This window comes from Saccharopolyspora sp. NPDC003752 (assembly GCF_053605825.1).
Genome location: NZ_JBSGJZ010000054.1, coordinates 1 through 18,405, shown reverse-complemented (window position 1 = coordinate 18,405; position 18,405 = coordinate 1). Strand labels below are relative to the sequence as shown.

The 18,405-nt window shown below is 71.4% G+C and carries 13 protein-coding genes; 7 read left to right on the top strand and 6 right to left on the bottom strand.

Going from position 1 to position 18,405, the window contains the following annotated elements; translation table 11 throughout:
- The first annotated feature begins 45 nt into the window (after nucleotides 1–45).
- Both recG and ACWEV3_RS39045 read left to right on the top strand, forming a co-directional pair.
- Nucleotides 46–2,283, top strand: a complete 2,238-nt coding sequence (gene recG / locus ACWEV3_RS39050; RefSeq protein WP_452618726.1) for an ATP-dependent DNA helicase RecG — start codon at nucleotides 46–48, stop codon at nucleotides 2,281–2,283.
- Between the two features lie 548 nt (nucleotides 2,284–2,831).
- Entirely contained in the window at nucleotides 2,832–6,209 is a 3,378-nt protein-coding gene (locus ACWEV3_RS39045; RefSeq protein WP_452618725.1) for a pyruvate carboxylase, read from the top strand.
- A gap of 69 nt (nucleotides 6,210–6,278) precedes the next feature.
- Here the strand turns inward: ACWEV3_RS39045 and ACWEV3_RS39040 are convergent, their stop codons facing one another.
- Nucleotides 6,279–7,211: an NADP-dependent oxidoreductase gene (locus ACWEV3_RS39040; protein WP_452618724.1), complete on the bottom strand. Its 933-nt coding sequence runs from the start codon at nucleotides 7,209–7,211 to the stop codon at nucleotides 6,279–6,281.
- A gap of 134 nt (nucleotides 7,212–7,345) precedes the next feature.
- Between ACWEV3_RS39040 and ACWEV3_RS39035 the strand changes: the two genes are divergently transcribed.
- Both ACWEV3_RS39035 and ACWEV3_RS39030 read left to right on the top strand, forming a co-directional pair.
- Complete coding sequence (locus ACWEV3_RS39035) at nucleotides 7,346–7,738, top strand: winged helix-turn-helix transcriptional regulator (protein ID WP_452618756.1); 393 nt, start codon at nucleotides 7,346–7,348, stop codon at nucleotides 7,736–7,738.
- Nucleotides 7,739–7,921: 183 nt separating this feature from the next.
- The gene (locus ACWEV3_RS39030; protein ID WP_452618723.1) at nucleotides 7,922–9,346 is read left to right on the top strand and encodes a M28 family peptidase; all 1,425 of its coding nucleotides are present in this window, start codon (nucleotides 7,922–7,924) and stop codon (nucleotides 9,344–9,346) included.
- On the opposite strand, the gene ACWEV3_RS39025 is transcribed toward ACWEV3_RS39030, so the two are convergent.
- The 5 genes from ACWEV3_RS39025 to ACWEV3_RS39005 all read right to left on the bottom strand — a co-directional run bounded on the left by ACWEV3_RS39025 (nucleotide 9,347) and on the right by ACWEV3_RS39005 (nucleotide 16,192).
- Nucleotides 9,347–10,504 (bottom strand): cytochrome P450, encoded by a 1,158-nt coding sequence (locus tag ACWEV3_RS39025; protein WP_452618722.1) that lies wholly within the window; start codon nucleotides 10,502–10,504, stop codon nucleotides 9,347–9,349.
- A gap of 395 nt (nucleotides 10,505–10,899) precedes the next feature.
- Nucleotides 10,900–11,553, bottom strand: coding sequence for a response regulator (locus ACWEV3_RS39020; protein ID WP_452618721.1), 654 nt, complete (start codon nucleotides 11,551–11,553; stop codon nucleotides 10,900–10,902).
- Nucleotides 11,550–12,632 (bottom strand): sensor histidine kinase, encoded by a 1,083-nt coding sequence (locus ACWEV3_RS39015; RefSeq protein ID WP_452618720.1) that lies wholly within the window; start codon nucleotides 12,630–12,632, stop codon nucleotides 11,550–11,552. The genes ACWEV3_RS39020 and ACWEV3_RS39015 overlap by 4 nt, the downstream gene beginning before the upstream one ends.
- A gap of 1 nt (nucleotide 12,633) precedes the next feature.
- A complete protein-coding gene (locus ACWEV3_RS39010) occupies nucleotides 12,634–14,049 on the bottom strand; it encodes an alpha/beta fold hydrolase (RefSeq protein ID WP_452618719.1) in 1,416 nt (471 codons plus the stop codon).
- A gap of 88 nt (nucleotides 14,050–14,137) precedes the next feature.
- A complete protein-coding gene (locus ACWEV3_RS39005) occupies nucleotides 14,138–16,192 on the bottom strand; it encodes a HelD family protein (protein ID WP_358575740.1) in 2,055 nt (684 codons plus the stop codon).
- A gap of 226 nt (nucleotides 16,193–16,418) precedes the next feature.
- Between ACWEV3_RS39005 and rsmD the strand changes: the two genes are divergently transcribed.
- The 3 genes from rsmD to ACWEV3_RS38990 all read left to right on the top strand — a co-directional run bounded on the left by rsmD (nucleotide 16,419) and on the right by ACWEV3_RS38990 (nucleotide 18,102).
- Nucleotides 16,419–16,979 (top strand): 16S rRNA (guanine(966)-N(2))-methyltransferase RsmD, encoded by a 561-nt coding sequence (gene rsmD / locus ACWEV3_RS39000; protein WP_452618718.1) that lies wholly within the window; start codon nucleotides 16,419–16,421, stop codon nucleotides 16,977–16,979.
- A gap of 104 nt (nucleotides 16,980–17,083) precedes the next feature.
- Nucleotides 17,084–17,566 (top strand): pantetheine-phosphate adenylyltransferase, encoded by a 483-nt coding sequence (gene coaD / locus ACWEV3_RS38995; RefSeq protein ID WP_093262682.1) that lies wholly within the window; start codon nucleotides 17,084–17,086, stop codon nucleotides 17,564–17,566.
- Nucleotides 17,567–17,676: 110 nt separating this feature from the next.
- The gene (locus tag ACWEV3_RS38990; RefSeq protein ID WP_452618717.1) at nucleotides 17,677–18,102 is read left to right on the top strand and encodes a ribonuclease domain-containing protein; all 426 of its coding nucleotides are present in this window, start codon (nucleotides 17,677–17,679) and stop codon (nucleotides 18,100–18,102) included.
- Nucleotides 18,103–18,405 lie beyond the last annotated feature (303 nt).

Genomic DNA, 18,405 nt, shown 5'->3' with positions numbered 1-18,405 from the left:
CCCGGCGGGACGACCGGTGACGATGCGCACGGCGGAGGACATGCAGTGACCACATTGGACGCGAAGCTCGATCGGGTGCTCGGCGCCAAGACCGGCAAGGCGCTCGATTCGGCGCTGGGCCTCGTCACGGTGGGGGATCTGCTGCGCCACTACCCCCGCCGCTACGCCGAGCGCGGCGAGCTGACCGCGATCGCCGGGCTGGAGCTCGGCGAGCACGCCACGGTGCTCGCGAAGGTCGAGCGGGTCAGCAAGCGCACCATGAAGTCCCGCCGCGGCACCATCGTCGAGGCCCGGATCACCGACGGCCACCGCTCGCTGAGCTGCACGTTCTTCAACCAGGCGTGGCGGGAGCGCGAGCTGCTGCCGGGGCGGCGCGGCATGTTCGCGGGCAAGGTCACCGCCTTCCGCGACCAGCTGCAGCTGGCGCACCCCGAATACCAGCTCTTCGACGCGGACAAGACCGATCTCGGTTCGGCGGCCGAGGAATTCGCCTCCGCGGTGCTCCCGGTCTACCCGGCCGCGCAGGGCCTGCCGTCGTGGTCCATCGCGCGGTGCGTGGGCCAGGTGCTGGACGTCTGGGACGGCGCCGAAGACCCGCTGCCGGCGGAGCTGCGCGACCGGATGGGGCTGGCCGATCTCGAGTCGGCGCTGCGCAAGATCCACCGCCCGCAGAACTTCGGCGACGTCCAGGCCGCGCAGGACCGGCTGAAGTGGGACGAGGCGCTGGCGGTGCAGCTGGCGCTCGCGCAGCTGCGCGGCGCGGCGAAGTCGCACCCGGCGCCGGTGTGCCGGATGCGCGACGACGGCGTCCTGGCGGCGTTCGACCAGCGGATGCCGTTCGAGCTGACCAAGGGGCAGCAGGAGATCGGCGAGCAGATCGCCGCCGATCTGACCACCGAGCACCCGATGAACCGCCTGGTGCAGGGCGAGGTCGGCAGCGGCAAGACGGTGGTGGCGCTGCGCGCGATGCTGCAGGTGGTGGACGCCGGCCGGCAGGCGGCGATGCTCGCGCCGACCGAGGTGCTCGCCGCGCAGCACGCCCGATCGCTGCGGGAACTGCTCGGCGACCTGGCGATGGCCGGCGAGCTCGGCGGCGCGGAGAACGCCACCCGCGTCACGCTGCTGACCGGCTCGCTGAACGCGGCGCAGCGCAAGAAGGCCTTGCTGGAGGCGGCTTCCGGCGAAGCCGGGATCGTCGTCGGTACGCACGCGCTGATCCAGGACCGGGTGTCGTTCGCGGATCTCGGCCTGGTCGTGGTGGACGAGCAGCACCGCTTCGGCGTCGAGCAGCGCGATGCGCTGCGGGCGCGCGGCGGGGACGACGCGTCGCCGCACGTGCTCGTCATGACCGCGACGCCGATCCCGCGCACGGTGGCGATGACGGTCTACGGCGACCTGGAAACCTCGGCGCTGCGGGAACTTCCGCGCGGCCGCTCGCCGATCAGCACGAGCGTCGTTCCGGTGGCGGAGAAGCCGGCCTGGCTGGACCGGGCCTGGGCGCGCATCCACGAGGAGGTCGCGGCCGAGCACCAGGTCTACGTGGTGTGCCCGCGGATCGGCGACGACGAGGAGAACCCGGGCAAGGGCAAGAAGAAAGCGGCGAAGTCCGCTGTGGACGACAGCGACGGCGGCGGCGAGGAGCCGCCGCCGGAGGACGGCGAGGAGCGGCGGCCGCCGCTGGCGGTGCTCGACGTCGCGGAGCAGCTCGCGGCCGGGCCGCTGGCGGGCCTGCGGCTGGGCATCCTGCACGGCAGGCTGCCCGCCGACGACAAGGACGCGGTGATGCGCGCCTTCGCCGCGGGCGAGCTCGACGTGCTGGTCGCCACCACCGTCATCGAGGTCGGCGTCAACGTCCCGAACGCGACCGTCATGGTGATCATGGACGCCGACCGGTTCGGCGTCAGCCAGCTGCACCAGCTGCGCGGCCGCGTCGGCCGGGGCAGCGCGCCGGGCCTGTGCCTGCTGGTCAGCGAGGCGATGGCGGGTACCACGACGCGGGACCGGCTGGACGCGGTCGCCTCCACCACGGACGGCTTCGAGCTGGCGCGCCTGGACCTGGAGCTGCGCCGCGAGGGCGACATCCTCGGCGCGGCGCAGTCGGGCCGGAAGTCGGGGCTGAAGATGCTGTCGCTGCTGCGCGACGAGGAAGTGATCGCCCAGGCCCGCGAGGAGGCGGACCGGGTGGTCGGCGACGACCCGCGGCTGCGGAACCACCCGGGTCTGGCGCGGATGGTCGCGGAGGTCGTCGACGCCGAACGCGCGGAGTACCTGGAGAAGAGCTGAGCGAACGGCCCGTTCGTCTCGGTTGGTGAGGTGAGCGGTCCGTTCGCCTCGGAAATGCGATGCGGGCCGTGCCGGTGTCAGCGCCTGGGGTCAGGTGCGGGGCTCAGGGCGTCGAGAGAGGAACGAGGCCACCGTGCGCAGGCCTGACCGGGAGCTCGGCCGGGTCGGCGGGGTGGCGGTCCAGGCGTGGACGTCGGCTGCCCTGGTGTCGAGAACGTGAGGGCGCGGTGGCATCGGTGGCTCCCCGGTGCGGCGTCGCGGTCGGGTTTTCAGCGCCATCCACGGTCTTGTGGTCTTCTGGGGTCCGCCGGCCGCCGATCGGGCGGCAGTCCGGAGCGGGCGCCACGCCTGAGCGCTAGTAAGAGATCGAAAATTCGGCAGAAGAAAAATTAGCGTCGATTTCTTTTGGTTTAGACCTTGCATCAATTGAGTATTTGGGCAGGTCATAAAGGTAGCGAGGTGTCCATCACCTGAGAGGTTCTCCCGGTTAGGGGAATTTTCGCGGTACGGTGCTCACACCGACCGACACCTGCCCAGGAGGAGCCGGCATGTTCCGCAAGGTCCTCGTCGCGAATCGCGGCGAGATTGCGATCCGCGCGTTCCGCGCCGCGTACGAACTAGGCGCGGGCACGGTCGCGGTGTTCCCCCACGAAGACCGCAACTCGCTGCACCGCCTGAAAGCCGATGAGTCGTACGAGATCGGCGAGCCTGGGCATCCCGTCCGCGCTTACCTGTCCGTCGAGGAGATCGTCAAGGCCGCGCGGGAGGCCGGCGCGGACGCCGTCTACCCCGGCTACGGCTTCCTCTCCGAGAACCCCGAGCTGGCGCGCGCCTGCCGGGAAGCCGGGATCACCTTCGTCGGCCCCAGCCACGAGATCCTGCAGATGACCGGCAACAAGGCGACCGCGGTCGCCGCCGCCCGCGAGGCCGGCGTGCCGGTGCTGGACTCCTCGGCGCCGTCCCGCGAGATCGACGAGCTGCTCGCCGCCGCCGAGAGCATGACGTTCCCGGTGTTCGTCAAGGCCGTCGCCGGTGGCGGCGGGCGCGGCATGCGTCGCGTCGACGACCCCGCCGGGCTGCGCGAGGCGCTGGAAGCCGCGATGCGCGAGGCCGAATCGGCCTTCGGCGACCCGACGGTCTTCCTGGAGCAGGCGGTCATCAACCCGCGGCACATCGAGGTGCAGATCCTCGCCGACGCCGCGGGCAACGTGATCCACCTCTACGAGCGCGACTGCTCCGTGCAGCGCCGCCACCAGAAGGTCATCGAGATCGCCCCGGCGCCGAACCTGGACCCGCGGCTGCGGGAACGGATCTGCGCCGACGCCGTCGCCTTCGCCCGCAAGATCGGCTACGTCAACGCGGGCACCGTGGAGTTCCTGGTCGACGAGCAGGGCCGCCACGTGTTCATCGAGATGAACCCGCGCATCCAGGTGGAGCACACGGTCACCGAGGAGGTCACCGACGCAGACCTGGTGCAGTCGCAGCTGCGCATCGCCGCCGGCGAGACGCTCGAAGACCTCGGCATGACGCAGGACGCGATCCGGTTGCGCGGCGCGGCCCTGCAGTGCCGCATCACCACCGAGGACCCGGCCAACGGGTTCCGCCCGGACACCGGCATGATCAGCGCCTACCGCTCGCCGGGCGGCGCGGGCATCCGGCTCGACGGCGGCACCGCGTTCGCCGGCACCAGCGTCAGCGCGCACTTCGACTCGATGCTGGTGAAGCTGTCCTGCCGGGGCCGCGACTTCGCCACCGCCGTCGCCCGCGCCCGCCGCGCGGTCGCCGAGTTCCGGATCCGCGGCGTGTCCACGAACATCCCGTTCCTGCAGGCGGTGCTGGACGACCCGGACTTCGCCGCGGGCAAGGTCACCACGTCGTTCATCGGCGAGCGGCCGCACCTGCTCACCGCCCGCCACTCGGCCGACCGCGGCACCCGGCTGCTGAACTACCTCGCCGACGTCACCGTCAACCGGCCCAACGGCGAGCGCCCGACCACCCCGGACCCGGTGCACAAGCTGCCGGCGATCGACCTGTCGGTGCCGCCGGCGGCCGGCTCCAAGCAGCGCCTCACCGAGCTCGGCCCGGAGGGCTTCGCCCGCTGGCTGCGGGAATCCAAGGCCGTCGGCGTCACCGACACCACCTTCCGGGACGCCCACCAGTCGCTGCTGGCGACCCGAGTACGCACCCGCGACCTGCTCGCGGTCGCGCCGCACGTGGCGCGGCTGACGCCGGAGCTGCTGTCCCTGGAGTGCTGGGGCGGCGCGACCTACGACGTGGCGCTGCGGTTCCTCGCCGAGGACCCGTGGGAGCGGCTGGCGAAGCTGCGCGAGGCCGTGCCCAACATCTGCCTGCAGATGCTGCTGCGCGGCCGCAACACGGTCGGCTACACGCCTTACCCGACCGAGGTGACCGAGCACTTCGTGCAGGAGGCCACCGACACCGGCATCGACATCTTCCGCATCTTCGACGCCCTCAACGACGTCGAGCAGATGCGCCCGGCCATCGAGGCGGTGCGGGCCACCGGGAAGTCGGTCGCCGAGGTCGCGCTGTGCTACACGGCCGATCTGTCCAACCCGGACGAGAAGCTGTACACGCTGGACTACTACCTGCGGCTGGCCGAGCAGATCGTCGACGCCGGCGCGCACGTGCTGGCGGTCAAGGACATGGCCGGGCTGCTGCGCCCGCCGGCGGCGGCGAAGCTGATCTCCGCGCTGCGCAAGGAATTCGACCTGCCGGTCCACGTGCACACCCACGACACGCCGGGCGGCCAGCTGGCCACCTACCTGGCGGCAGTCCAGGCCGGGGCGGACGCGGTGGACGCCGCGACGGCGTCGCTGGCCGGCACCACCTCGCAGCCCGCGCTGTCGTCGGTGGTGGCCGCCACCGACTACACCGAGCAGGCCACCGGGCTGGACCTGCAGGCGGTGTGCGACCTGGAGCCGTACTGGGAGTCGGTGCGCAAGGTCTACCAGCCCTTCGAGGCGGGCCTGGCGTCGCCGACCGGGCGCGTGTACAAGCACGAGATCCCCGGTGGCCAGCTGTCGAACCTGCGCACCCAGGCGGTCGCGCTCGGGCTGGGCGACAAGTTCGAGGAGATCGAGGCGATGTACGCCGCGGCCGACCGGATCCTCGGCCGGCTGGTCAAGGTGACCCCCTCGTCGAAGGTGGTCGGCGACCTGGCGCTGCACCTGGTGGGCGCCGGCGTGGACCCGGCCGACTTCGAGGCCGACCCGCGCAAGTTCGACATCCCGGACTCGGTGATCGGGTTCCTGCAGGGCGAGCTCGGCGAGCCGCCGGCGGGCTGGCCGGAGCCGTTCCGCACCCGCGCGCTGGCGGGCCGCACCGCGGTGCGCAAGCTCGCGGAACTGTCCGATGAGGACCGCGAGGGACTCGTCTCGGACCGCCGGGGCACCCTGAACCGGCTGATGTTCGCCAAGCCCACCAAGGAGTTCACCGAGCACCGCGAGGCGTACGGCGACACCTCCCTGCTGCGCAGCAAGGACTTCTTCTACGGGCTGCGCGCGGGCGAGGAGTACTCGGTGGACCTGGAGCCGGGCGTGCGGCTGCTGATCGGCCTGGAAGCGATCAGCGAGCCCGACGAGCGCGGCATCCGCACCGTGATGGCCATCCTGAACGGGCAGCTGCGGCCGATCCAGGTCCGCGACCGCTCGGTGGCCACGAACCTGCCGGTCGCGGAGAAGGCCGACCGGTCCAACCCCGGCCACGTGCCGGCGCCGTTCGCGGGCGTGGTGACGCTGTCGGTCGGCGAAGGCGACGCGGTGGAGTCGGGCCAGACGATCGCCACCATCGAGGCGATGAAGATGGAGGCGGCGATCACGGCCCCGCAGGGCGGCCGGGTGAAGCGCCTGGCGATCGGCGCGGTCCAGCAGGTCGAGGGCGGCGACCTGATCATCGAGCTCGGCTGATCCGGAAACCGAAGGCGGGCCGTCTCCTCCAGGAGGCGGCCCGCCTTCGCGTTCCCGTGGTGGGCGCGGTCAGACGGTGAGGACGATCTTGCCGGTGGTGCTTCCAGCGGCGACGAGTTCGTGCGCCTTTGCCACGTCCTCCAGTGGGAAGGTCCGGGCGACGTGCGGGCTGAGTTTCCCGGCCGCGACCAGGCCGGCCATCCGCTCCAGCGCGACGTAGTCGGGCTCCACGGTGATGCCGACGAAACGCCGTCCCGCCGCCGCCGCTTCGGCGGCGAGTGCCTCGTTGCCCCGGTCCACGGCAGAGACCAGCAGGCCGCCGGGGCGTAGCGCCCGCAGCGATCGGGGGCCGTTGTCGCCGCCGATCACGTCGAAGACGACGTCCGCGTCCTGGACCGCCGCCGCGAAGTCCGTCGTGCGGTAGTCGATCACCTCGTCGGCACCGAGGCTTCGAACGAAATCGTGCTTGCCCGCGCTGGCGGTCGCGATGACGTGGCAGCCGTGCGCCTTCGCGATCTGCACCGCGACGTGCCCCAGCCCGCCGCCGGCGCCGTGGATCAGCACCCGCTGCCCTGGACCGACCTCGGCGACCTCGACCAGTCCTTGCCACGCGGTCAGGCCTACGAGCGGCAGCGCTGCGGCGTGCGCGTGATCGAGGTTTGCGGGTTTGCGGGCGAGTTGGCGGGTCGGCGCCACCACGTACTCGGCGTAGCCGCCGGCGGCGCGCGGGAAGAACGGCATCCCGAAGACCTCGTCGCGGACCGCGAACCGGGTGGCGCCCGGTTCGACCGCTTCGACGACGCCGGAGATGTCCCAGCCGAGGGTGAACGGCGGCTCGCCGAGAAAGGGTAGGGTCCCGGCCCTGACCATCGCCTCGACCGGGTTCAAGCCGATGGCGTGCACCCGGATCAGGACCTCCGAGGGCAGCGGCCTCGGGCGGGCGGCATCGACGACTTCCAGGACTTCGGGCCCGCCGAACGAGCGCTGGGTGATCGCGCGCATGGTTTTTGCTCTCCTGTACCGGACGGATTCGGCCGGTGTCCTCGGCCGCGATCTCCATTCTTCGAAAACCCGGTACCGGTTGGGAAGAAGGCACCTGAACGATATACAGGTACCTCGTGGATACCTTCATCGACATGCGCGAACACGGCGGAGCCGACGCATATCTGCGCACCTGCCCATCGCGGACGGTGCTGGACGTGATCGGGAACAAGTGGACGATGCTGGTGGTGAGCGCGCTGCGGGCGGGGCCGCGCCGGTTCAACGAACTCCGCCGCCGGCTGGACGGGATCACGCAGAAGAGCCTGACCCAGACGCTCCGGAACATGGAGCGGGACGGGCTGGTCAGTCGCAGCGTCTACCCGACGATCCCGCCGCGGGTGGAATACGAGCTGACCGAACTCGGCCGCAGCGCCGGCGAACTGCTGGACTCGGTGCTCCGGTGGGCGGAGGGAAACCTGGCAGACATCCTGCAGGCCCGGCACGCCTACGACGAACGCGCGGACCGGCCGGTGGAACCGGTGCGGTAGGCCGCGCGGCCGGAAACCGAAAGCGGGCCGTTTCCCCAGGAGGAGGCCCGCTTTCAGTGTTTCAGAGGGGGTTCTGGGCATTGCGGCTTCCGACCGGACGGGGTGGGCTGGGTTGGTCCGTTCGTCGCTGCCGGGGAGATCGGCTCCGTGCCATGATCCGGTTACTGATCCGGGAGGTTCGGCATGAGACGGCTGGGTGTTGCGTTGGCGGTGTTGCTGGTCCTCGCGACGGCGCCGAGCGCAGGTGCGGTGGACCGCGAATGGCTCGCCGACCGGATCGCCGCAGGTGACGACGAAAGCGTGGCGCACCTGGCCGCGCTGGACGGCATCGCCGCCGCCAACGGCGGGAACCGCGCTACGGGCACCCCCGGGTACGACGCTTCGGTGCGCTACTTCACCGACCAGCTCCGCGCGGCCGGGTACCAAGTGACCTACCAGGACGTGCCGTACCACGGTTTCCGCGCCGATGTGGAGCGTCTGACCGCGCCGGACGGATCGGCGGTGCGCATCCTGATGTCCCAGTACGCGCCGTCCACCCCGGAAGGCGGTATCACCGCGCCGCTGTTCGTGCTCGGCGCCGCCGACGACGCCACCCCCGGCTGCGAGGCCGCCGATTTCCCGCCCGACGTCCGAGGCGCGGTCGCATTGGTGCGCACCGGCGGTTGCACCACCCCGGACAAGGCCCGGGCCGCCGGCGCGGCCGGTGCGGCAGCGCTTGTGCTGCACGACGTTTCGCCCGCGCCGTGGGCGGTCCTGCGGTTGCGCGCACCGGATTCGGCGATCCCCGTCGGGCACGTCACGCAGCTCGTCGCCGAGGAACTAGCGGGCCAGGCGGGGCGACCGGTCACAGTGGATCTGCGCGGGCACGATGAGTACGGCACGACGGTGAACGTGTTCGCCGAGACCGCCGGCGGCGCTGCCGACAACGTGGTGATGGTCGGTGCCCACCTGGACAGCGCGCCGGACGGCCCGGGCGTCAACGACAACGGGTCCAGCGCTGCGGCGGTGTTGCAGGCGGCGTTGCGGCTCGCGCCCTACCAGCAGGTCGTGCCGAACAAGGTCCGGTTCGCGTTCTGGGGCGCGGAGGAGCTGATCAACGTCGGGTCGCACCACTACGTCGACTCGCTCACGCCGGAGGAGATCCGCGACATCGCGCTGTACCTGAACTTCGAGATGCTCGCCTCGGGCAACTACGCGCACTTCGTGATGGACGGCGACGACAGCGAGCACCCGGACACCGGGGGCCCGGGCGCGCCGCCCGGTTCCGGTGCGGTGGAGGGCGTGATGACGCAGGGGTACCGCGTGCAGCACGCACCCGTGCTCAGCGCCGACTTCGCCACGATGCCGTCCGACAGCGAGGCTTTCATCGCGGCCGGGGTGCCCTCGGGCGGGGCGCACGGTGGCATCCGCGGCATCAAGACGCCGGAGGAGGCGGCGATCTTCGGCGGTACCGCGGGGCAGTTCTACGACCCGTGCTACCACCAGCCGTGCGACGACCTGGCGCACATCAACCGGGATGCGATGCGGCAGAGCGCCGGTGCGGTGGCATGGGCAGTCGGCCGGTTCGCGGTGTACGCCGCGGACGTCCGCGCCGAATCCGGGCGCTGATCAGCTCGCGCGCAGCGGCAGTTCGTCCAGGCCGCGTTGGGTGGCAGTGGGGCGTTGCCGCGCCGCTCCGGCCGGTTCGATGCGATCGAATGCGTCCGCCATCGCGTGCAGCAGCGCGACGCCGATCCGGTTGGCGAGGTGTCCGCCCAGGCACGAGTGAGCGCCGCGCCCGTACAGCAGGTTCGGGCCTGCGGGGCGGGTGAGGTCCGGCTCGTCCGGGTTCGGGAAGACCGCCGGGTCGTGGTTGGCCGCGCCGAGCATGGCGATCACGACGTCACCGCGCCGCAGCGGGCGTCCGCCCAGTTCGACGTCCGCCAGGCAGAACCGGCTCACCGCCTGCACCACCGGGTCGAGGCGGCCGAGTTCGGCGACCCCGTCGGTGCCCAGCCCGCGCAGTCTTTCCGTTTCCAGCGGTTGCCGGCGCACCAGCCGGTGCACCACGTTGCCCAGCATGTTGCTGGTCGAGGAATAACCCGCGTCGAACACCGCTTTCGCCGAGTTCACCAGGTGTCGCCGGTCGATCGAACCGATTTCGGCGAACCCGGCGAACAGCCCGGTCCGCGCGGTGGAAACCCACCGCGCCACGATGTCGTTGAGCACCTCGCGGGCCGCCAGCGCCGGTTCCCGGCGTTGCGGGTCCAGGCCGGAATCCATGCCGAGCACCATCGTTCGGGACGCTCCGCGCAGCGGTCGGTCGTCGTCCGGGTACGGGACCTCGCACAGCAGGCACATCGCGTGCAGCGCCAGCGGTTCGGCGATGTCGGCGACGAAGTCGAACGGACCGCCGGCGGCGCGGCGGAGCAGTTCGTCGGCGGTCGTGCGGACCTCGGCGGCCCAGCGGTCCAGGTCCTGCCCGCGCAACGCCCGCACGAAGTGGTGCCGCACTTCCGGGTGTTCGGGGGCGTCCATCGTCTGCAGGCTGATCACCGAGTCCGGGATCGGCAGCCCGAGCCGGCGCGGGTCGGACCCGAAGACGGTCGGCTCGCGCAACACGCGAGAGCAGTCGTCGTGGCCGGTCAGCACCCAGGATTGCAGTTGTTCGTGCCAGTGCACCGGGTCGGTGGCCCGCAGCCGCGCGTAGACCGGGTAGGGGTCGGCGAGCATCTCGGGGGACAGCGGGCGGAAGATCTCACCGGTGTCGGTGGGCGAAGCGGTCATCGGCACTCCTCGGCACGACTGGAAAGCCGGTGCCTCCCGCGCTTCGCGGAGGCACCGACCATTGCTCAGCTTCGCGACTGTTCTCAGTGGACGTAGGACATGGCGGACCTCCCATCGCTCACGTGATCAGAAGGCGGTGCATGAACCGAACCGGTGGCGTGCGGACGCGCGGGTGGAAGAAAGCGAATTCGGACTCGTGCGAAGTGCGGACCTGAGTGCGGTCGCGCCGCCGAATTCTCCGGACCCAACGCGGAGTCGCCCCGCGTTCGAAGGCGACGCTACTCCCGGGCGCGCCCGCCTTCCAGCAAGTCCGCCTGATCGGCGCACCTTCTGGAGAAAGTGTGGAATTCCCATTCAGCGCAGGAGAAAAACGGGAACACCGGAAAGGCAGGCTCTCACCGGTCGAGGGAGACGAGGCCGTGTTCGTAGGCGTAGATCACCGCGTGCACTCGGGTTCGCAGGCTGAGCTTCGCCAGGATCCGGTTCACGTGGGTCTTCACCGTGCCTTCCTCGATCGTGCAGGCGGCGGCGATCTCGGCGTTGCTCATCCCGCGCGCCACCAGCCGCAGCACGTCGTGCTCGCGGGGCGTGAGGCGGTCCAGCTCCGGGGTCGCCGGGTGCGGCGAGAGCGCCGCGAAGCGGCTGATCAGGCGCCCGGTGACCTGCGGGTCGACCAGCCCCCGGCCCCGGTGCAGCTCGCGGACCGCGGCCACCAGCACGTCGGGTTCGTTGTCCTTGAGCAGGAACCCGGCCGCGCCCGCCTGCAGCGCGCCGAAGAGGTATTCGTCGAGGTCGAAGGTCGTCAGCGCCAGCACCCGGGGCGCGGGTCGCGCGCCCATGAGCCGGCGGATCGCCGCGATCCCGTCCAGGTGCGGCATCCGCAGGTCCATCACCACGACGTCGGGCCGTCGCCACTGCGCGAGCCGAACCGCTTCGGCTCCGTTGGCCGCCACGTCGACGACCTCGATGTCCGGCTCGCCGTCCAGGACCAGGCGGAGCGCGTCGCGCACCGCCTCCTGGTCGTCGGCCACCAGCACCCGGATCGTCACCGGTCCGTCCTCTCCACGGGCAGTTCCGCCGCGACCCGCCAGCCGCCCGGATCGGCCGGGCCCGCCGACAGCGTCCCGCCGAGCAGGTGCACGCGTTCCCGCATGCCGCGGATGCCCTGGCCCTCGGCTCCCGCGGCGGTCGGCGGGCCGTCGTCGGTGACCTCGATGTGCAGGCTCCGCTCGTCCTGCCGCAGGTGGACGACGACTTCCGCCGCACCGGAATGGCGCGCGGCGTTCGTCAGGGCCTCCTGCACCACCCGGTACGCGGTCCGGTCGACGGCCGGCGGCAGCGCGGCCGCGATGCCGGTGCGGTGCAGGCTGACCTCGCGCTCCGGGGAGGAGAGCCGGTCGGCGAGCCGGTCCAGGTCGGCCAGGCCCGGCTGACCGCAGGCCGGTTCCTCCCGCAATTCCCGCAGCAGGTTCCGCACTTCGCCGAGCGCGGTCCGCGAGAGCTCCGAGATCGTGCCCAGCGCACGGTCGGCGACCGGCGAAGCCCCGTCGAGCGCGCGGCGGGTCGCGGTGGCCTGCAACCTGATCGCGGTCAGGTGGTGGCCGACGCTGTCGTGCACGTTCCTGGTGAGCCACGCCCGTTCTTCGGCCAGCAGGCGGTCCGACTCGGCGCGCTGCAGCCGGAGCGCCTGGCCCGCCCGCTCGCGGTGCAGCCGCAACGCGTAACCCGTGGCTACCGGGGCGATGGCCATGACGATCAGGTCGGTCGCGGTGAAGACCTGGACCGGCCCGCCGGCGATCAGGAGCGTGCCCACCGACCAGCAGGTGGCGATCGCCAGCACCAGCAACGGGTTTCGCGGCCGGTGGTAGACGGCGGCGCAGAACGCACCCATCGCGACGAGCATTCCGGGCCAGTTCGGCAGGAAAGCCATGCCCAGCAGCGCGATCACCGCGGACGCCACCGCGACGGTCAGCGGCAGCGCCCGGCGGGCCGGCAGCGGGAGGCAGACGCCGATGCTGAAGGCGGCCAGCAGCGGCAGGTCCACGGGGACCCGCCGCTCCAGGCACGCCACCAGCATCAGCGCGGCCGAAACGCCCGCGATGAGCAGGATTTCCCGCACGTAGCGCATGTCAAGAGGATGCAGCACCGCACGCGGTGCCTTCCGGCGGCAGTTCGCCGGTGGTCAGGTACCGGTGCACCCGGTCCCGCACGCAGGGGTGCCCGCTGAGGTAGAGCGCGTGAGCGCCCTTGGCCGGCAGGTAGCGGGCGCCGTCGAGCTGTGCGGTCACCCGGCGCGCGTCCTGCGGCGGGGTGGTGCTGTCGTATTCGCCGCTCGCGATGAGGATCGGCGGGAGGCCGTGCGGGCGGATCGGATGCGGCCGGAAGTTCGTCGTCTCGGGGAGACCGGCGCAGTGGTAGGACATCTGCCACGCGGTGGCCCAGCCGATGCGCGGAGTTCGGCTCCGCAGAGCGGTTTCCAGCGCCTTGACCTCGCCGTACTCGGTCGGATACGGGAAGTCGGCGCAGAACATGATCCGGCTCAGCGCGGGATCCATCCCGCCGGTGGGGGTTTTGGCGAATCTGGTGGCGTCACCGGCGTGCGCCTCCAGCAGCGACGTGGCCAGTTCGGGCCACCGGCCCTCGTAGCCGGGATTGGCGCGCGAGACGATCAGCGTCGCGCCGGCGGTGGCGTTCGGCCCGGCGCCGGGGGCGGGGATGGGATCGCGCTCGGCGCGCGCCAGCACCTCGTCCCACACTTGGAGCACGTCCCGGCCGTGCAGCGCGCATCCCGGTTCCGCGGCGCACCACTGCGCGAAGCGGTCGAGGTTCGCCTCCATGGTCTTCGCGCGCGGCAGCAGCCAGGCGGGCCAGGACCGGTTGGTGTGGTCCATGACGCTGTCCAGGTACATCCGGCCGATGCGGTCCGGGAAGAACTCGGCGTAGGCCTGCCCGAAGACCGTTCCGTAGGAGTTGCCGTAGTAGTTCAGCTCCTCCTCGCCCAACGCGGTCCTGATCGCGTCCATGTCGCGGGCGACCTGCCACGTGTTCAGCCTGCCCGCCAGCGGCCCGGCCGCTTCGGCGCAGCCGGTGCCGAAACGCCGGTTCCCGGCGGCGTAGGCGTCGTAGGTGGCCCGGTCCGGGAACACCCATTCCGCGTTCTCCGGCATGGGCATCGGGTCCGGGCACCGCACCCCGGCGCTCTCCTCGAAGCCGCGCGGGTCGGAGACGACGACGTCGAACCACCGGGTGAGGTCGGCGAAGGCGGCCTTCGACTGGCGCAGCACCGAGATCTGCTGGGCGGGGCCGCCGACGTTGACCAGCAGCGTGCCCTTGCGGTTGGCCGGATCCTGCGCGGGGAGCCTGGCCAGTCCCAGGTCGATCCGGTCGCCGCCGGGATCGGCCCAGTCGACCGGCACGTCGATCCGGCCGCACTGCAGGCCGTCCCCGCAGTCCTGCCAGGACGGCCCCGGTTCGGCGGACGCGACGTGCACCGTCCCCGCCGCGAGCAGCCCCGCGCCGAGCACGATGGTGAGCAGTTTCTTCATGCGCCCAGGCTTTCGGGAACCCGGGCGGCCTGGCGTCCAACTTTCGATAGATCTTCGCGGGCCGAGAGGTCGTTTCGGGCGACCACTCCTACGGCGTCTTGAGGACCGTCAGGAGCTGGGTCGCCCGGCTGAGCGCCACGTAGAGGGCCCGGCGGCCGGTGCTGGATTCCGCGGCCAGGCCGTCCGGGTCGACGACCACCACCGCGTCGTACTCCATGCCCTTGGCCTCCAGGCTGCCGACCACGCGGAGCCGGTCCGAGTCGGAGCCATCCACAGTGGACAGCCACTCGCGGACCTCGTCGCGGCGGGCCATCGTGGTGACCACGCCCACCGTGCCCTCGGCCGCCGCCACCAGCTCCACCGCGGCCGACCGCGCCGCCTGCGGCAGCTCGTCGGCGGCCACCTCGCGCACCGCCGGCTCGATGCCGGTCGTGCGCACCGCGACCGGCAGGTCGTCGGCCGGCACCAGGTCGCGGACCGCGTCGGCGGCGACGGCGAAGATCTCCGCCGAGTTCCGGTAGTTGGTGCGCAGCGTGAACCGGCGGTGCGTGCGCTGCGCGCTCAACGCCTCCTGCCGCGCCGCGGCGGCCTCCGCCGGATCGGGCCACGACGACTGGACCGGGTCGCCCACGATCGTCCAGCTCGCGTGCCGCCCGCGGCGGCCCACCATGCGCCACTGCATCGGCGAGAGGTCCTGCGACTCGTCGACCACCACGTGCGCGTACTCGTCGTAGTTGACCGCGCGGCGCGACTGCTCCGCCTCCGGATCGGTGCGGCGGCGCTTCGGCGGCGGCCCGGCCAGCACCCGCAGCTCGTCGATCAGCGCGATGTCGGCGACCGTCCACTCGGTCACCTCGGACCACGACTTCGCCAGCAGGTCGACCTCCTCGGCCGACAGCAACCGGCGGGCGGCCTGGGACAGCCGCGCCGGGTCGGACAGCCAGCGCAACACCTGCATCGGGTACAGCGGCGGCCACCACGCGACCAGGAACCGGTGGAACTCGATGCGCTCGCCGATCTCGCTGATCAGCCGCTCCCGGTCGGGCTGGAAGTCCTCGTCGGCGGCCTGCTTCGCCTGCTGCCACAGGGCTTCCAGCAGCGCGTCGGCCGCGCGCATCCGGTACCGGTTGGGCTGCCCGCCCTTGTTGTGCAGCGAGCGGCGGATCCGCTTCAGCTCGTCGGCCTGCAGCTTCAGCACCGTGCCCCGGTAGAACATCTGCAGGTGGTCCGGGGCGTCCGGCGGCGGCAGCCGCAGCGCCCGCCGGAGCACCTTGACCATCCGCGAGGAGCCCTTGACCTCCGCCGTGCGCGGATCGTCGATCTTGGCCGTGCCGATGCCGTCCAGCACCTCGCCGAGCGCCCGCAGCTCGACGTTGTGCTCGCCCATCGACGGCAGCACGCGGGAGATGTAGGACATGAACACCGGGGACGGGCCGACCACCAGCACCCCGGGGCCGCCGAGCCGGCGCTGCTCGCGGTAGAGCAGGTAGGCGGCGCGGTGCAGCGCCACCGCGGTCTTGCCGGTGCCCGGGCCGCCGGTGATCTCGGTGACCCCGCCCTCGGGCGCCCGGATCGCGTCGTCCTGCTCCTTCTGGATGGTGGCGACGATGTTGCGCATCGAGTCGCCGCGCGACCGGGTCAGCGCCGCCATCAGCGCGCCGTCGCCGATCACCCGCATGTCCGCCGGCGCCCGGTCCGGGTCCAGCAGGTCGTCGGAGAGGTCGACGACCTGCTCGCGGGAGGAGCGGATCACCCGGCGCCGCACGACGTCCAACGGCTGCTCGGGAGTGGCCTGGTAGAACGCCGCGGCCAGCGGGGCCCGCCAGTCCACCAGCAGGTTGTCGAACTGCGGGTCGCGGATGCCCAGCCGGCCGATGTGCACGGCGTCGCCGCCGGCGAAGTCCAGGCGGCCGAACACCAGCCCCTCGGACTCCGCGTTCAGCGCCTGCAGCGTCCGGTTCGCGTGGTACAGCATCACGTCGCGCTCGTTCAGCGCTTCGGGAGTGGCCTCCAGGCCGTACTCGTAGCTCTTGTCGCGCATCGCCTCGGCTTCGGCGCGCAGTTCGTCGAGCCGGGCGTAAACCCGGTCGACGTGCTGCTGCTCGACCGCGATCTCGGCCTGCTTGGTGGACGCTTCGGACACCTGTGTCGTTCTCCCCGTGTGGTGCAGTGGGCAGACCAATCAGCCTACGGCCCGTCGCGGCAGCTGCTTGCTGCTCCCAGGAGCTAAGAACCCGAATACCCAGGCGTAAACTGAGCCGAACACCAACGCCCGCCGCGCGAGAGCGCCCGGCGGGCGTTTTGCGCCGCGGTGCCGCTTGCCAGGCCCGCGGAGCACCGGTCGGACGCGGGTGCGCGACGATGGTCGGGTGACTCGGATCGTGGCCGGAAGCGTGGGCGGGCGGCGCATCGACGTGCCCCCGCGAGGCACCAGACCCACCTCGGAGCGGGTGCGGGAAGCCCTGTTCAGCGCGCTCGAATCGGCCATCGAGCTGGCCGGCGCGCGGGTGCTCGACCTCTACGGCGGCTCCGGGGCGCTCGGCCTCGAAGCCCTCTCCCGCGGCGCCGCGCACGCCACGTTCGTCGAATCCGACCGGCGCGCCGCCCAGCTGCTGCGCCGCAACGCCGCGTCGCTCGGGTTCCGCGACATCCGGGTGGAGCAGGCGAAGGCCGAGACCCTGATCGGCACCCCGACGGCGCAGCCGTTCGACGTGGTGCTGGCCGACCCGCCCTACGACCTCGCGCCCGAGCTGCTGCAGCGCGTGCTGGCCGGGCTGGCCCCGAACGGCTGGACCGCGCCGGGCAGCCTCGTCATCGTCGAGCGCGCGGTGCGTAGCGGCGAACCGGACTGGCCGCCGCCGCTGCGGGCCTTCCGCACCAAGCGCTACGGCGACACCGCCGTCCACTGGGCCGCGCACGAGCAGTCGTGAGCGCGAAGCCGGGCTGGAGCCCGTTTTCGCACTCACGACCCATGCGGTGACCCGCGCCACGTGATCGTGGGGGCGGCCCCTGGCTGCTGCTAACGTGCCAGCTCATGAGGCGTGCCGTGTGTCCTGGCTCCTACGACCCGGTGACGAACGGTCATCTGGACATCATCGAGCGAGCGTCGAAGCTGTTCGACGAGGTCGTCGTCGCGGTGCTCATCAACAAGAACAAGAAGAGCCTGTTCAGCGTCGAAGAGCGGCTGGAGATGCTGCGCGAGGTCACCGCCCAGTGGCCGAACGTGCGCATCGACGCCTGGCACGGCCTGCTCGTGGACTACTGCAAGGCGCACGACATCGGCGCGATCGTCAAGGGCCTGCGCGCGGTCAGCGACTTCGACTACGAGCTGCAGATGGCGCAGATGAACCAGCAGCTGTCCGGGGTCGAGACGATGTTCATGTCCACCAACCCGCTGTACAGCTTCCTGGCCAGCTCGCTGGTCAAGGAGGTCGCCACCTACGGCGGCGACGTGTCGAACCTGCTGCCGCCGACGATCGAGCGCCGGCTCCTCGACCGGCTCGCCGAGCAGAACTGACCGCGATTGGGCCGATCGGCTCAATCGCGTCCCACGATGGTGCCACGTGACATTTCGGGTTCACGTCAGCGCCAGTGCGTGATCACGTCATCGACGTAGCGTGCTCGACCATGAAGCGGATCACGTCGAAGACGCTCCAGGTCCTGTTGGCCGGTCTGATCGCCGTGGTGGGGCTGGTCGGGTTCCAGGCGAGCGCCCTGTCCGCCGCGCCGACGGCTGCCGTCGCGCAGGCGCCGTGCGGGGACACCTCGGGCTTCCAGAAGGTCGACCTCTCGGCGCTGCCGAAGGAGGCGACGGACACGGTCAACCTGATCAAGAAGGGCGGCCCCTACCCGTACCCGCAGGACGGCACGGTCTTCCAGAACCGGGAAGGCATCCTGCCGCAGTGCGCCAGCGGCTACTACCACGAGTACACCGTCAAGACCCCCGGCAGCGACGACCGCGGCGCCCGCCGGTTCGTGGTCGGCGACGGCGGCGAGTACTTCTACACCCAGGACCACTACGACAGCTTCCAGCTGACCAACATCAACGCGTAGAGATGTTTCGAAATTGGTTTGCGTAGCGGTGCGGGTGGCGGAACCTCAGATGCCCCCTCGCTGTGGGATCCCCGACTCATGAATGACCAATTCACCACGTCGGGGCTGTCCTCGCAGGGAGAACTCCAGGGGAGTGGGCACCGTGAACCCGCGGCGGTGCGAGTTGAGTCCCGCACCGCAAGCGGCTACCGCCGCTTATAAAACACGACCTAGTGTTCTGAGTCGTTAATGGTTTTATTGATTCTGGTGCAGTAGTGGGCGAGGCTGGCGAGGATCTCGTCAGCGGTTTTGGTCCACACGAAG